The 16,299-nt window shown below is 32.4% G+C and carries 14 protein-coding genes and 1 pseudogene; 11 read left to right on the forward strand and 4 right to left on the reverse strand.

Annotation, left to right across the window (positions count from 1 at the left end; translation table 11 throughout):
* Nucleotides 1-236: 236 nt before the first annotated feature.
* The 4 genes and pseudogenes from BM120_RS08015 to BM120_RS10905 form a co-directional block, all read right to left on the reverse strand.
* Nucleotides 237-527, reverse strand: a complete 291-nt coding sequence (locus BM120_RS08015; RefSeq protein ID WP_091994770.1) for a hypothetical protein — start codon at nt 525-527, stop codon at nt 237-239.
* Nucleotides 528-558: 31 nt separating this feature from the next.
* Nucleotides 559-1,122: pseudogene (locus BM120_RS11130) on the reverse strand (amidase domain-containing protein).
* On the reverse strand, nt 1,119-1,571 hold the full coding sequence (locus BM120_RS08030; protein WP_091994777.1) for a hypothetical protein: 453 nt from the start codon (nt 1,569-1,571) through the stop codon (nt 1,119-1,121). Before BM120_RS08030 ends, BM120_RS11130 begins: the two are co-directional and overlap by 4 nt.
* 89 nt (nt 1,572-1,660) lie before the next feature.
* Nucleotides 1,661-1,813: a hypothetical protein gene (locus BM120_RS10905; protein ID WP_177187407.1), complete on the reverse strand. Its 153-nt coding sequence runs from the start codon at nt 1,811-1,813 to the stop codon at nt 1,661-1,663.
* A 451-nt stretch (nt 1,814-2,264) separates the two neighbouring features.
* Between BM120_RS10905 and pyrF the strand changes: the two genes are divergently transcribed.
* From pyrF to BM120_RS08085, 11 genes are all read left to right on the forward strand, one after another.
* Nucleotides 2,265-2,984: an orotidine-5'-phosphate decarboxylase gene (gene pyrF, locus BM120_RS08035; RefSeq protein ID WP_091994779.1), complete on the forward strand. Its 720-nt coding sequence runs from the start codon at nt 2,265-2,267 to the stop codon at nt 2,982-2,984.
* Between the two features lie 13 nt (nt 2,985-2,997).
* Nucleotides 2,998-4,047 (forward strand): glutamine-hydrolyzing carbamoyl-phosphate synthase small subunit, encoded by a 1,050-nt coding sequence (gene carA / locus BM120_RS08040; RefSeq protein ID WP_091994781.1) that lies wholly within the window; start codon nt 2,998-3,000, stop codon nt 4,045-4,047.
* A 29-nt stretch (nt 4,048-4,076) separates the two neighbouring features.
* Complete coding sequence (gene carB, locus BM120_RS08045; protein ID WP_091994784.1) at nt 4,077-7,304, forward strand: carbamoyl-phosphate synthase large subunit; 3,228 nt, start codon at nt 4,077-4,079, stop codon at nt 7,302-7,304.
* A gap of 151 nt (nt 7,305-7,455) precedes the next feature.
* Entirely contained in the window at nt 7,456-8,100 is a 645-nt protein-coding gene (locus tag BM120_RS08050; RefSeq protein WP_091994786.1) for a YczE/YyaS/YitT family protein, read from the forward strand.
* A gap of 666 nt (nt 8,101-8,766) precedes the next feature.
* Entirely contained in the window at nt 8,767-9,654 is an 888-nt protein-coding gene (gene cysK, locus BM120_RS08055) for a cysteine synthase A (RefSeq protein ID WP_091994788.1), read from the forward strand.
* A 37-nt stretch (nt 9,655-9,691) separates the two neighbouring features.
* Nucleotides 9,692-10,303 (forward strand): serine O-acetyltransferase EpsC, encoded by a 612-nt coding sequence (gene epsC, locus BM120_RS08060; protein WP_091994791.1) that lies wholly within the window; start codon nt 9,692-9,694, stop codon nt 10,301-10,303.
* 321 nt (nt 10,304-10,624) lie between these two features.
* Nucleotides 10,625-11,677: a hypothetical protein gene (locus BM120_RS08065; protein ID WP_091994795.1), complete on the forward strand. Its 1,053-nt coding sequence runs from the start codon at nt 10,625-10,627 to the stop codon at nt 11,675-11,677.
* A 222-nt stretch (nt 11,678-11,899) separates the two neighbouring features.
* The gene (locus BM120_RS08070; protein ID WP_091994797.1) at nt 11,900-14,575 is read left to right on the forward strand and encodes a YfhO family protein; all 2,676 of its coding nucleotides are present in this window, start codon (nt 11,900-11,902) and stop codon (nt 14,573-14,575) included.
* 88 nt (nt 14,576-14,663) lie between these two features.
* Complete coding sequence (locus BM120_RS08075; RefSeq protein ID WP_091994799.1) at nt 14,664-15,227, forward strand: hydrolase; 564 nt, start codon at nt 14,664-14,666, stop codon at nt 15,225-15,227.
* 437 nt (nt 15,228-15,664) lie between these two features.
* Nucleotides 15,665-16,090 carry a hypothetical protein gene (locus tag BM120_RS08080; RefSeq protein ID WP_091994802.1) on the forward strand — a complete coding sequence of 142 codons (426 nt, stop codon included), beginning with the start codon at nt 15,665-15,667 and terminating at the stop codon, nt 16,088-16,090.
* A 15-nt stretch (nt 16,091-16,105) separates the two neighbouring features.
* Entirely contained in the window at nt 16,106-16,288 is a 183-nt protein-coding gene (locus tag BM120_RS08085; protein WP_091994804.1) for a hypothetical protein, read from the forward strand.
* Nucleotides 16,289-16,299 lie beyond the last annotated feature (11 nt).

The following is a 16,299-nucleotide window of genomic DNA, read 5'->3' on the forward strand; positions in this document are numbered from 1 at the left end:
GCACAGCTTTTCTCCTTGACTTCGAATCCTTTAATTTTTAGATTGAAGATGTAAATTTGGAAAAAACTTTCTTATTAGTGTAACATATGTGTTGACAACTAAGATTAAATATACCTAGTAGATATAATGGGAGTATTGACTTGCTTCATTTCAGAAGAAGTAGATACTCCCATTTGTTTTGATTTTATAAACTACTCATATTTTACAATAGCTATTCACACTATAGGTGAAAAATACTAACCTTTACCAATAGGGTATGCAAAATATAAAAATCCCTTTTTTGTAACACCCCACACATAATCATTTGCTAATGAATTATGCTTTACATCTTCCTTAATTATAAAGAACTTTTTTTCAGCTGATGTATCTTTTTGGTTTATTTCATGAATGTCTGAAAAAACTAATTCGATAGCATTCCCATTAAATAGAGTAATAAGCCGAGTTCTAATTGCAATACTTGGACTTATGTGGGATATTATAAAGGCAAGTATTAAAATCGTAATAATCACAGTGATTTTTTTCTTCATAATTAAAACCTCATTTTCATAAAAATTATATTTAGTTTAGTGTAGCTATATGAATATATGTCCTTTCATAATCATTATTTGTACCTGGTATTTTTCCCGCCTCATTTATTGGTACATTGTATCTGTCTTTAGTATGTGCTGCGACTCCAAAGTTAGGTCCGGGTCTAACTACAATATATGTGTGAAACCAACTTTTTCCGTTATGAAGGAAGCATAAATCACCCAATTTTAAAGTAGATCCATATTGATATCCGTGACCTCCCGGTCCTCTATATCCACCATAATTTCTAACTATAAATGCTCTTAAATAATGAGCTTGTGCCCAAGCATCACCATAGGTTGGTTGAATATGGAATGAATCAGGTTATAATGACCATGTCCTGTATTTGTTATCAATCCATATTTTGTGATTTTTGTCAGCTCTACCACCAGCTTTCCTTAAAGCTTGAGAAGCAAAATTAGCACAATCATTTTCGAAACTCAGATAGTTTGGGTTTCTTTTAAATGCATATTCTTTAGCATAGTCTCTTATAATATTTCTTTGATTATCGGTAACGTTTTCATAGCTTGCTCTCATTGAAACGGGTGTAATCATTTTTCCGATGTATCTTTGTTACTTATACTTATTTTTATTTCATTCATTCTATTATTGATTTTATATAGGTTACTTTCAATAAAAGTATTGCTAATATCATCAGAGTTTATACTTTGTCTAGAGTTATCTGTACCATCGTCTTTTATATAACCTAATTCCTTATTTGCATTGAATTCTCCATCGATAGGATCGGCATCAGTATCAATATTTGCTGACAAAATATAATAAGTATTTCCTTTTTTTTGCAAAATGACTTCATAGTCATTTCTAACCATCGCTTTCTCTCCTTGAGCCGTTGGTATATCATAGGTAAATTCTTCTGTTACTTCAACATTTGCCGTTACAATATCATTTTTTTTCTGTAAATTAGCGAACTTAAATTCGTAGTTATTATTATAAGAGATGTAGTTATCGTTCTTATTATTTAACTCTTTGATTTCATTTCTCATTTTCAGATATTTTTTAAAATTGTCATTACCAACAGTTGAAAAAACATTATTACCGCCATTGAAATTGTAATCTTCAGAAATGAATGTTTTTATTGTTTCTTCAAAATTAGAAGATTGTCAGAGTTTAATTTTTGTTCTTCTTGTTCTTGTATATCAACCGTATCAGAAAATACACTGGTAGTTAAAGATAGAATCAAAAATAACGATAAAATAGTTCCACGACCGATTTGCTTGTTTAGCATATAAAAAACCTCCTTTTTAAAAAATTTAAATAAAAAATTAATAAGTTGTAATTTGAGCACAAAATAACACAAAAAATAAATAAAGTCAATACTTTTTTAAAATTTTAATCATTATATTATTAGTGTAACATATGTGTTGACAACTAAGAATAATGATTAAAAAAATAGAAATAATCACTTGAAAAAAGTATTATATTATGATATCCTAATTGAGATATATGCAAGAGGGGTCGTGCTGTGACACGACGGCATAAAAATTAATAGATTAAGTCTTTTAAGCTGGTCCAGAGAGACTGGAAAGGATAAAACTGTAGATTTGTATAAGATATCGTCGTATGGATTTTTTCTATACTTTTTGGCATACTTTATGTAGGTTATTACCGTCCTTACACTCTGGTGTAGGGACATTTTTTTATGTAAATTTGCTAGGCTTAATCGGAATGGAGCAAATATGATAAGTGGCAAGGAAAAATTAATCGTGGCTATAGACACAGATGATTATGAGAAAGCAGTAAAACTAATAGATTCTTTGGAGGATAGCGTTGATATATTCAAGGTTGGTCTTGAAAATTATATTGCCTCTAGGGGCAAAACTGTAGATTATCTTAAATCCAAGGGCAAGAAAATATTCTTGGATTTAAAGTTTCATGATATTCCAAATACGATGAAATCTGCTGTTAAGGCAGTTATTAGAGATGGAGTTTGGTTGATGACCATCCATGTTTCAGATATCGAAGGTATGAGACAATGTGCCGATGTAGCAAGATCAGAATCTGAGAGATTGGGAATAGAGAAACCGTTGATAGTTGGAGTAACTGTTTTGACATCTCTTAGCGATAATGATTTAAAAGATATTGGATGTGATATGAACACTCAAGAGCTGGCAATAAAAAGAGCGAAATTGGCAAAAGAGGCAGGGCTTGACGGGGTAGTTTGCTCTGCAAGGGAAGTGAGCAAGATAGTGGACGCTTGTGGTAAGGATTTTGTTACGGTTTGCCCAGGAATTAGACCAGCTAGTATAGAGGTAGGGGATCAGAAGAGAGTTGTAACCCCTGGTGAGGCAATTTTGAATGGTGCTAGTGTTTTAGTTGTTGGAAGACCGATAACTCGAGCTCAAAATCCAAGCGAATTGGCGGATAAAATAGTAAAAGAAATAGAATCAGTATTATAATCGGGAGGCTTAAATGAAAGGCAGATTAATTTTAGAAGATGGAACTATATTTGTGGGCAAGGTTTTTGGATACGTTGAAGATAGCGTGGGTGAGGTAGTATTCAATACATCTATGACAGGTTATCAGGAAATACTGACGGATCCATCATATTATGGTCAGATAGTAGCTATAACCTATCCGTTGGTAGGAAATTACGGGATAAATTTGGAAGATAAAGAATCTGAAAGCGTAAAAGTCAGTGGCTTTATAGTAAGAGAAAAGAGTGATTTACCTTCAAATTTTAGATGTGAAATGGACTTGGATACATATTTAAAGCAAAGTAAAGTTATAGGCTTAGAGGGAATTGATACAAGAGCATTGACAAAAATACTTAGAAATAAAGGTACTATGAGAGGTATAATCACTACGGAGCATTCAAAGCTAAGAGATATTCAGAGCAGATTGGATGCGTATGACAATACACAAGCAGTTAGAATAGTGGGAAGAAAAAAAATTGAACATATACCAGGAATTGGCAAAAAAGTAGCAATTATGGATTTTGGAGTTAAGGAAAATATAATAAGAAACTTCAAAAAGAGAAGCTGTGATATTACTATTTTCCCTGCAGAAACTACAGCAGATGAGATATTGAATACTAATCCGGATTTGATATTCTTGTCAAATGGACCTGGTGATCCGGCTGATCTTCAAGATATTGTGGACAATGTGAAGAATATGATAGGCAAAAAGCCGATTGTGGGAATTTGCCTAGGTCATCAGATATTGGGGATTGCACTGGGAGGAAAGACTGGTAAATTAAAATTTGGTCATAGAGGAGGAAATCATCCAGTGAAAGATTTTGAAGAAAATAAAATATTTATTACATCTCAAAATCATGGGTATTATGTAAAAAAAATCCCAGAAAATGTGACGATAACGCAGGTGAATTTAAATGATAATACTGTAGAGGGAATGAGACATAATACTTTACCTATCTACAGCGTTCAGTACCATCCAGAAGCGTGTCCTGGACCAAATGATTCTGAATATGTATTTGATAAATTTATGGAATTAGCAGAGTAGAATTAGAGATACAGAAAAGGAGAAAAAATATGCCTAAAATAGATAGTATAAAGAAAACATTAGTACTTGGATCAGGTCCAATAATTATTGGGCAAGCAGCAGAGTTTGATTATTCAGGAACTCAGGCTTGTCAGGCTTTAAAGGAAGAGGGTATAGAGGTTGTATTGATAAATTCAAACCCTGCGACAATAATGACAGATCAGGAAATAGCAGATCACATATATATAGAACCATTGACAATAGACTTTATTGAAAAGATTATTGCTAAAGAAAGACCTGATAGCTTGCTTGCTGGCATGGGTGGGCAAACTGGCTTGAATTTGGCTGTAGAATTGTACGACAAGGGTATTCTGGATAAATATGGCGTAAAGATAATCGGTACTTCTGTTGAATCGATTAAAAAGGGCGAGGATAGAGATACATTTAGAGAAGTGATGAATGAAATAGGTCAGCCGGTAATTGAAAGTGATATTGTTACTACTCTTAAAGACGGTTTGAGCTATGCCAAAAAGATAGGATATCCTGTTGTTGTTAGACCGGCGTATACGTTGGGGGGTACTGGTGGAGGTATTGCTGACAATGAAGATGAACTGAGAGAAACCTTGACTCATGGACTTCAGCTAAGCCCAGTAACTCAGTGCTTGATAGAAAAGAGCATCAAGGGATGGAAAGAAATAGAATACGAGGTTATGAGAGATTCTAACGGCAACTGTATAACTGTCTGTAATATGGAAAATATAGATCCAGTAGGTGTTCATACTGGTGATTCAATAGTAGTTGCACCTAGTCAGACTCTTTCAAATGTTGAGTATCAATTATTGAGAACGGCATCTTTGGATATAATTGATGCCATAGGTGTTGAGGGTGGTTGTAATGTGCAGATAGCTCTTAATCCAGATAGCTTTGAATATGCCATTATAGAAATTAATCCGAGAGTTTCCAGATCATCTGCTCTTGCTTCAAAGGCAACAGGTTATCCAATTGCCAAGGTCGCAGCAAAAATAGCTCTTGGCTATACGCTTGATGAGATTCAAAATGCTGTTACAAAGAAAACTAATGCTTGTTTTGAACCGACTCTTGATTATGTAGTCGTGAAGATTCCCAAATGGCCATTTGATAAATTCAAGCACGCAAACAGAAAGCTTGGAACAAAGATGATGGCAACTGGTGAAATAATGAGTATAGGGGCAAATTTTGAGGCGGCATTTTTAAAGGGGATTAGATCGCTTGAAACTGGAAAATACTCATTGGTACACAAGGCATCTGAGCTTAAAAATTTATCAGAATTAAAGGCGAGTATAGTAGTTCCAGATGATGAGAGAATTTTTGATCTTGCTGAAATGATTAGAAGAGGCTACAAAATAGAAATGATATCTCAAATAACTGGCATGGATGAATGGTTTTTAAATAAGTTTAAATGGATAGTCGAGCAAGAGGAAAAGCTAAAGGTAATGAGTATTGAAGATATTTCAAAGGACTATCTTTTGGAGCTAAAGAAAAAGGGATTTTCTGATAAGGGAATAAGCGATTTGATGAAAATAGATTCTGAAGATATTTTAGAGCTAAGATCATTGTACAAGATTCAACCATCATATAAAATGGTAGATACTTGCGGTGGTGAATTTGAAGCACTGTCACCGTACTATTATTCAACATACGAACAGTTTGATGAGGTTGAAGTATCTGATAAAAAGAAGATAATCGTATTGGGCTCTGGTCCAATCAGAATAGGACAAGGAATAGAGTTCGATTATTGTTCAGTTCACTGCGTAAAATCTCTAAGAAAGCTAGGTGTTGAAACAATAATTATAAACAACAATCCAGAAACAGTTAGTACAGACTTTGATACATCCGACAAGCTGTATTTTGAACCATTAACTGAGGAGGATGTTTACAATATCATCAAAAAAGAAAATCCAGATGGTGTGATATTACAGTTTGGAGGACAGACTGCGATAAAGCTGGCAAAATTCCTTTTTGAAAAAAATGTGAAAATATTTGGAACAGATTTCAAGGATATAGATGCGGCAGAGGACAGAGAAAAGTTTGACGATCTTTTGGAAAGATTAAATATCAATAGACCAAAGGGAAAAGGTGTGTGGTCGGTTTCTGAAGGTGTGGAAGTAGCTACGGAATTAGGTTATCCGGTGTTGGTTAGACCATCTTATGTTCTTGGTGGACAAGGAATGGAAATCACTTATGACGAGGTTAGACTAACTCAATATCTTGAAGATGCATTTGAAAGAGATGCTATAAATCCGGTTCTAATAGATAAGTATCTAACAGGTCGTGAAATAGAAGTCGACGCAATATGCGATGGTCAAGATATACTGATACCTGGAATTATGGAGCATCTTGAAAGAGCAGGTGTTCACTCTGGAGATAGCATCACGATGTACCCAAGTCAGAGAATTTCTGACAAGATAAAGGATAAGATTTATGAATATACAAAAATGATGGCATTAAATCTAAATGTAATAGGAATGGTAAATATTCAGTTTATTGAGTACAAGGATGAGCTGTACATAATAGAGGTAAATCCTAGAGCGAGCCGTACCGTACCGTATATTTCAAAGGTCAGTGGTGTTCCAATCGTGGATTTGGCGACAAGGTGTATGCTAGGCGAAAGACTACAGGACTTGGGGTACGGAGTTGGTGTATATAAAACTCCAAAGCATATATGCGTAAAGGTACCTGTATTCTCAATGTCAAAATTATCAAAGGTAGAGGTGAGTCTTGGACCAGAAATGAAATCAACAGGAGAAGTATTGGGTGTAGGAGAAACTCTAGAAGAGGCTTTATACAAAGGATTTTTGGCATCAGGTCAAAGAGTATCAGATGAAAACAAGAAGGTTTTGGCAACTATAAACAACAACGATAAGGAAGAATTTATCGAAATAGCCAAGGGCATGAGTGAGTTGGGATACCAATTTATTGCCACAGAAGGTACTGCGAAGGCTCTAATAAATGCTGGTGTCAGCTGTGATGTGGTAAATAGGGTTGAAGAACCAAGACCGAATATTTTGGATGTAATTAGAAATAAGCAGGTTGATTTGGTAATAAATACACCTACAAAGGGAAATGATTCAACTAGAGATGGATTTAAAATAAGAAGAACTGCGATAGAATTTCAGACGGAAATTATGACATCATTAGACACATTAAAAGCAATGGTTGCTGTAAACAGAAAACACGTGAGCTCTGAGCTGATGAAGGTTTATAGCTTGAATGATATAAACAATAATAGTATTTGCTAAGATCTATGTGCATATATTGTTTTTTAGGTGTGCATACTATATTTACAGTCTTGACAATCTAAGTGAATATGATATAATGTGGCGGTATAAAGAGCATTTAGGCTTTTTATACCGCTATTTTGTTGGATATATTATTTTTGGAGGGCATTTTATGGATTTTTTTAAGAGACTTTGCAAGCTAATTGTAGGACTATTTTTATATGCGTTGGGAATTATGGTAACCATAAATGCCAATATAGGATACTCTCCATGGGATGTATTTCATGTAGGTGTTTCCAAAGCAACTGGTTTGTCACTAGGGACTATATCAATATCAGTAGGATTTATAATAGTGATAATAACTTCACTTTTGGGAGAAAAATTTGGTATTGGTACAATATTAAACATGATATTGATAGGTGTATTTATCGACATAATTATTAAGCTAGATTTTTTGCCAGTAGGAAAGAGCTTTTTACAAGGTATAGCTATGTTGCTGATCGGTTTGGAAATTATAGCATTTGCAACATATTTTTATATTTCGCCAGGATTTGGTGCTGGACCAAGAGATGGGTTGATGGTTGCTCTATCCAGAAAGTTAGGATTATCAATAGGTATATGTAGAAGCATCATTGAATTTGTCGCAGCTATTGGAGGTTATTTCTTGGGAGGAATGCTAGGAGTCGGAACGGTAATTGCAGTTTTGTCGATAGGTTTTTTGGTTCAAAATACTTTTAAAATAATAGGCTTTGATCCAAAGGCAATAAAGCATGAGAGTGTTAAGACCACAATATCAAATTTAACTAAAAAAAAGTAGTTTGTATTTAAGGGGCTGATTTACAAGCTCCTTTTTTGTTTGTAACATTTGATATTGCTGATATTAGATTAATAAAATTTATTGATAATAAGAGCTTTTTTTCAAAAAAGTCATAAAAAAGTAAAAAAATATAAAAAACATATTGACAAAAGTATTTAATAGGTATAGAATTGTATTTAATTCCTAGTAATTTAATCGGAATTAAAAATAATATTTTACAGTAAGGAGAAGCTGACATGAAGAATATAGTATCGAAAAATTTAATAAGCATTGTTTTCGGAGAATTTTCTTCTTGTTGTTGCTGTTGTTGTAGATAATCTTTTGTATAATTGTTTACCTTGACGATGACAACAAATTGATAAGTTGTCTGAGCTGGGTGAATAGTTATAGTCTTTGAGCATACATTCTATCTATTGAATGTTCTATGTATAAACCCAAATTAGAATTAAAAAATTAAAGTAAAAAATAATTAGGTAAAAATTTGAATATGTGAATTAGTGTTGGATTGCAGCTATGTACTTGTTGCCGTGTTTTTTGGTACATTTATTTGGATTTTCATGTTTAAAAATCCATGCGTACATAGATTGGTTTAAATACTTGAATAATAATTTAATATAATAAAAATTTAAATGTAATTTTGAATATAATTTTGAAAGGAAAAGAATTATGAAAAAGAATGTAGTTGAATTAATAGGAAATACACCAATAGTTAATATAGCAAGAGTAAATGAAAATATATATTTAAAATTGGAAGGAAAGAATCCAGGCGGATCTGTAAAGGATAGAGCAGTATTAGGTATGATTCTTGGGATGGAAGAAAGAGGAGAATTAAAGTCTGGAGATAAAATTGTCGAGGCTACAAGTGGTAACACAGGTATAGCAACAGCGATGATAGGAAGGAACAGAGGCTATGATGTAACAATCATAATGCCAGAATCGATGAGTGTTGAAAGAAGAGCCTTGATAAAAGCATATGGTGCAGAGCTTATTTTGACAGAAGCTGCAAAGGGAATGCAGGGAACGATAGACAAGATGAATGAGCTATTAAAAACTGGAGAATATAAGTCTTTAGGACAGTTTGATAATCAGGATAATCCAAATTATCATTATAAGACAACTGGACCTGAAATACTAAAGGATGTTCCTGATGCAGATATTTTTGTGGCTGGTATAGGAACAGGTGGAACAGTATCTGGAGTTGGAAGATATTTGAAAGAGAAGAATCCAAATATTAAGATTTTTGGTGTTGAGCCGGCAGCATCACCGTTAATAAGCGAAAATAAGTTTGGATCACACAAAATACAAGGTATAGGAGCAAACTTTATTCCGAAGATATACGATGGATCGATTGTAGATGAAGTGTTGACAATAACTGATGATGAAGCATTTGATGCTGCTAGAGAGGTTTCTAATAAAGAAGGTATAATGATAGGTATTTCATCAGGGGCAAATGTGGCAGCGGCTAAGAAGCTGGCTGAAAAATTCCCAGATAAAAAAATAGTAACAATATCACCAGATGGAGCAGAAAAATATTTATCAATGAATCTATTCTAGTATGGTACAAAAAGATTTAAATTAAGAGGTGTTTGTGATGAAACTAATAAAAAATATAGATTACATACTTGAGAATGATGCTGCTGCAAATTTCGGAAAGATAAGGTTTTTTAATAGATTGAAGGTTTTTATACTGTATCCATCAGTGCATGCACTGTTGATACATAGTATTACTCATCCGCTTCACAAGCTGGGGCTTGTGTTTATTGCTAGGCTAATATCTCAAATTGGAAGGTTTTTGACAGGTATAGAGATTCATCCCGGAGCAACAATCGGTCACAGCATAATGATAGATCATGGAATGGGTGTTGTAATTGGTGAGACTGCCGAGGTTGGAAACAGAGTTGTCATCTTTCATGGCGTAACTTTGGGTGGAACTGGAAATCATACAGGTAAAAGGCATCCTACAGTTGGAGATGATGTGTTTATTGGTGCAGGAACAAAGGTTTTGGGACCTATTAATATCGGAAACAATGTAAAAATTGGTGCAAATAGCGTAGTGCTAAAAGATATTCCAGATTGCTCTACAGTAGTTGGTATACCAGCAAAGGTAGTCAGGACAAGAATAGTAGAGGATTCCAAGATTATTAAGCTTAGCGATAAAATGAATATAGCTGAAAATGAAGAACGAATGATGTATTACATTTAAGTTGCTCACACAATATTTCTTTATATAAAACAAAGAGGACCAATCCATAATGGAGGTCCTTTTTGCTTTGTAAGAAAAAATAGATAATCTTGTTAATTTTAATACGTCAAGAAAACGATAATGGCTAGATTATTGTCTCCGTTATCGATTTTTCATAGCCAAATATGATAACTAAAATGAAAGCACTTAAAATTGACACTATCATGGTGTAGTAAATGTATTGACATATAGATTTTATTATGATAAAGTTCGAATTAATAAAGTGCTTTATTTTAAATTGAAACTTTCTGAAATTAAGTATTATTGGAGGGGGGGATTTTTTTGAAGAACAAATTGCTGGCTATTAGCATAGCTTTATCATGTATATTTTCATTATCTGCTTGCAAGCAAGGTAACGTGGCGAATAACAATAGTGAAAAAAGCTTGTATGTAATACAGTCAGATCCGTCACAATCAAATTCAAAAATTATTAAATTGGATTCCGATTTGAATGTGATTGCCGAGAAAAAAGTAGATGTCAAGTCAATTGCCAAAGGTTTTAAAAATATTGATTCTGATGGAAAGAATATTTATATTACGACTGAATTTATGAATGCTTATTCTTCGGAGTATTTAAAAAAGATATTGAAATATGACACGACAAAGAACGATATTAGCTACATCAATACGCCACTTACGCTAACGGACACTGTTAGTTGCGACAAAGATAGTATATACACAACATATAATTGGAGCGGAAAATGTGATTTGTTTAAAATAGGCATGGATGGAAAAATAGAGGCAGCTTTTACCTTTGATGAGTCCGGTTTTTCTCCATATACAAAAGTAATTGGTAATAAGCTATATGCTTCATATTCTAAAATATTAGGTAAAAGTGATCGTAGTGCAATATACTGTTTTGATAAAGATACATTAAAAAAAGAGTATTCATATTATATGGATGAGAGAGATTTTATGAGTGCGAACTCAATAATAAAAAAAGGTAATCGCATCTTTTTGGTTGGGGGATTAAATAACTCACAAAAAGAAAACGGTGTGATGCAAGTATATGATGAAGTAAAAAAAGAATACAAATCATATAAGATGGATTATAAAGCTAATAGTGCATTTTTAGTTGGCGATGACATATATATTTTCACGACTGAAACGAACGATGTTTCTTTTAATAAGGGAATAGTGTATAAATTTGATACAAAAAACGATAAGCTTCAAATGATAAAGACACTAGATAAATCTTTTTATTCAGTCGAAAGGATAGGCGATAGATATGTTTTGGTATTAAGAAATAAACTGTATCTGTTAGATGATAGCTTTAAAATAATTAAGGAAATTGATTTAAAAAATGATTATAATTTGGAAATAATTGCCGTATAATTGAAATGTATTCTTAATTTTATAGCTCCAGTCGAATTTTGCTGGGGCTGTTTTTGCCGTTTGTGACACTTTTTGTACCATTCATAACATATTAATGATTTACTCTAAAAAATATAGTATAATATTTATATCAAAACTTTTTAAAATTAATTTTATTGGGGGCATTTTTTGTTTTAGGATTCTGACAATATAGTGAGGATCTTGTTAGTGGGGGTTACGAATATGTTTATAGGAAAAGATAGAGGGCTTTTTAGACGATTTCAAAAAGAGATATTAAATAAAAATAATCCATTTACGATATACACGTATATTTTTGTATTAATGGCTTTTATAATTTTAGTGATGCTAAAGTTCAATGGATTGAGCTTAATCTATAAGGGGGATGCACTATCTCAGCATTTTCCGAGTCAGTTTTATCTAATAAAGACGATAAATGACTTTTTCTTTGATTTTGCCAGAAATTTAGAATCATTTAATTTCAAGTTGGGATTTGGTAGTGATTCTCTTTTCACATATTATCATTATGGACTATTTGATCCCTTGAATATTTTACTGATTCCGTTAAAAAATATGGATCCAGTAGCTGTATATTCAATCAGGATAATCTTTAGGCTATATGCTTCAGGTGTCTGTTTTATAATTATGTGTAGATATTTTTTGCGTATAAGACATGAGGATAGGTCAATTGCTTCTATTTCTCTAGGTGCGATTATTTACGTTTTTTCAAATTATCCTTTATCAAGTGGAGTGACTCATCCATACTTTGGATATAGTACCATATTGCTACCGTTGATGATAATAGGAGCTTCAAAGCTGATACGTGAGAATAGCAAAAAGATGTTCGTTATAACAAGCTTTTTGTCTATAGTAGTCAATTTTTATTTTGCATATATTATTGCGTTTCAGGTATTAATATACTCTATTGTGTATATAGCTAAGGTTACAAAGGGCAAAAATAAAAGATTTATAATTGGATTTAGATTATTTTTTAGAGGCATATACAGCTATCTTATTGCAGTGCTGTTATCGGCTTGCGTGATATTTCCTATGATATACGGAATAGTAAACAGTATTAGAAATAATTCGATTCGCATAGACCTGCCAATAATCACTCAAAGGCATATAGTTTTGAGGTATTTTTTTGATTTTTTTAAAACTCCAAGAGCAGGTGACGCTGTTACTGCGGGAATTGCTATTATTACTTTGTTTACGATTTCTTTATTATTTTGCAGTAAGGGAAGAACAAAGCTAAAGCTTTTGTGTGCAATTGTAGCTATGGCAGTTTTCGTTCCAAAATTTCAAAGTGCAATGACCGGTTTTTCATATGCCAATTACAGGTGGACCTTTGCTGTTGCATTATTGGTTTCTTACATATTTGTTGAAATGTTTGATGAGCTGACGAGATTGAATAATAAAGAAAATAAAAAGACGCTGTATGTCTGTTATGTATATATGTTTTTGTATATAATATATGCCATTTATTTGTTTTTCAAAAAGAGCTATCCAGAGTCGCTTGCTTTGGCGATGCTGGATGTAAGTGGTTTAATAGTTTTTCTATCGTATACATATGTACTAATATATAAAAACAATGATAAAAAAAGAAGGTATTTGATCGCCATAACAGTTGTGACAATATGTATGTCTATGTGTGTATATGTTGAAAAAGCTTCAATCGCAGGGGTATTGGCAAAAACGAAATCCGTTAGAAATATGATAACAAGCAGGGAACTGATAGAGCTATCAAAAGTGAGTGGTAGTATTTTTGAGAGAGTAGATAACAGTGATTCAAGAAGCATGAATTTTTCTGATATTTATGGCTATGGTAGCTCGTCAATCTATTATAGTATTGAGAATAAAAATTTGTCGATGTTTAACTTGATTATGAAAAATTCAAAGGCAGCTCCGGTAACTCTTATGAACAATATGGATTCAAGAGTGGCGCTAGATAATCTGATGTCAGTCAAATTCTATGTTGGAAGGAAAAAGATTCCTTATGGATACGAGCAAACCTATATGAAGGATGTGTATGTGAATAGCAATTATATACCATTCGGATTTACATATGATAGCTTTGTTGATTATAATCAGGTTAGAGATTATTCTAGTCTTGATTTGCAGGAGCTGATGTTGAGAAGCTGTGTTGTTGAAGATGTGGATAAAAATATCAAAAATAAAATAAAAAATGGCAATATTGCTAAGAATGTTGAAAAAATAGAAGATAATTTATCTGTAAAGCTAAGCTTATCAGGAAAGATAAAAACAAGTAAAAAAATAAACCTTGTGGCTGATTTGATGGCAAATAAAAATGGTGAACTGTACTTACATTTGCCTAGTCAGGATAGCTTCAAAAATATGGATAAGCTAGAGGCAAGGGTAAATGGAGAATCCAATAGGACAAATTTTACAAAAAAGAATACTAGATGGTACTCGGGAGAAACGGATTCGTTAATTAATTTGGGCTATCTGAAAAAAGGAGCTCATAAGGTCGAAATAAGTATTCCGAGTGGAGTTGAATTTGATACGAAAGATATATCTTTTGAAATTAGAGATGTAAAATATGTTGAAGAAGCATCTAAAGCTTTATCGAAGGAATATTTGAAAAAAATTTCAACAAATTCACGTGGGTTTGAAGGTGAAATAGATGTGTCAAAGGATAAATTGATGTTTGTTTCCATACCTTATGGCGATTCTTGGAGAGCATTTGTGGATGGAAGAGAAGCTGAGATAAAGAAAGCGAATATTGGATTTATGGCGATTCATCTTGGAAAAGGAAGGCATAGAGTGAGATTTGTTTATGACAGACCTTATCAAAAAATTGGATTGATAGTTTCGATGGGTACATTGCTTTTATTAGGTATTTTCAAGCTGTACAGCCTAATAAGTAAGAAATCTGTGTAGAATATCAGCACATAGCAACAAAAAATATACCATAATGTTTGCTTTTGGTGTATAATGTAGAGAAATATTATAGACAGGAGTGATTCAAATGGGAAAAATACCTTCATATAGTGAAGCATTGGAGATATTAAAGAAGTATAACAAGGAGGCTTTTCATATTCAGCATGGTGAAACTGTTGGGTATGTAATGAGGTATTTTGCGAAGAAATACGATCCAGACAATGTAGATTTTTGGCAAATCGTGGGATTATTACATGATTTGGATTTTGAAATGTATCCATCAGAGCATTGTGTAAAGCAGGTTGAATTGATGGAAGCTGAGGGGCTGGATGAAAGTATAATATACTCGACAACTAGTCATGGTTACGGATTGACTGGTACGGAGTCAAAGCCGGAAAAACAAATGGAAAAAATTCTATTTGCAGCTGATGAATTGACAGGTATAGTTGGAGCAGCAGCTCTTATGAGACCTTCGAAGAGTACTCTGGACATGGAGCTAAAATCTTTGAAAAAGAAATTTAAGGATAAAAAATTTGCTGCTGGATGTTCAAGAGATGTAATTAAGCATGGTGCAGAAAATCTAGGCTGGGAATTGGATGAGCTGTTAAATGAAACTCTTGAAGCTATGAAGGAAATGGAAAGAGGACAATAAAAATAATCTTGGGGCTGACTTATAAGAGTCCCAAATAAAAGGCATACCCACATTATCAATGTAATAAAGTAGGGTATGCCTTTTGTTTGTGCTTTCTTTATGAGTTTTGTAAGTAGAATTCGATCTATTGAGTGCCATGTTTATTATATTATGTGCTATTGCAAGTAATCCAAATTCAACTTTTACTTTTTTATTGCCTCTCAAATGAAATTTTGTGAATGACAAATTAGATTTATTTGCATCTGCTTCTATATTTGTTCCGTCAGCATAATATATATCAGTACCTTCAAGTTATTTATTAACTATATATTGCTAGTGTTTCAAATACATGAAAAAACAACATTAAAATAAACTTATTATATTTTTTTTGTTTTTGTCATGATATAATTAAAATAGATAGAAAAGATTTGAAATGTATTTTAAAAGGAGGTATTTAAATGTATAAGAAATTGTTAATGGGTGTCATATGTTTTAGTTTTTTAGCAAGTGTTTTTTTTAATCCATATATTTCATTTTCAGATGGAGTTTTGCTAGAAAACGTAGATTTACAAACACAAAAAACTGAATTTTCGGAAAATGTTTTTAACGACCTCAGATCTAAAAGAGATAAATTGTTAGAAGAAAATTTATCTCTCCATAATATAGATGCTGAAATAAGAGATAATTTAAAATATTATACCTTTAATGACGAAAAAGGTCTAATTAAATACATTGATAATAAATTTCCTAATATATCTGAAATTAAAAAATTAGAAATGCAGAATAAAGTATTGAATTATCTTAACAAAAATAATACCACTGTTGATTCTGAGCCACTTTTTATTGAGTGTATTTTTAAAGAAACTGAACTAAGTGTTTTTTAATGAATGAGAAATCTGATGATGATTTATCAAAAAAAAGATAATCTTATCGAATTAGTAAAAAAAGAAGAAAAGGTATTTCAAAATTCAAATTTTGAAAATAGAGAAGAGCTTGCATCGTATATTAGTGCTCTGATTAATACTAATCTAACTAAAGAAGAAATACGATATTTAAATGAATCCCTTGCTTCTATTTTTTAATTAAAATTATA

The organism is Peptostreptococcus sp. D1, from assembly GCF_900112955.1.
Lineage (GTDB): Bacteria > Bacillota > Clostridia > Peptostreptococcales > Peptostreptococcaceae > Peptostreptococcus.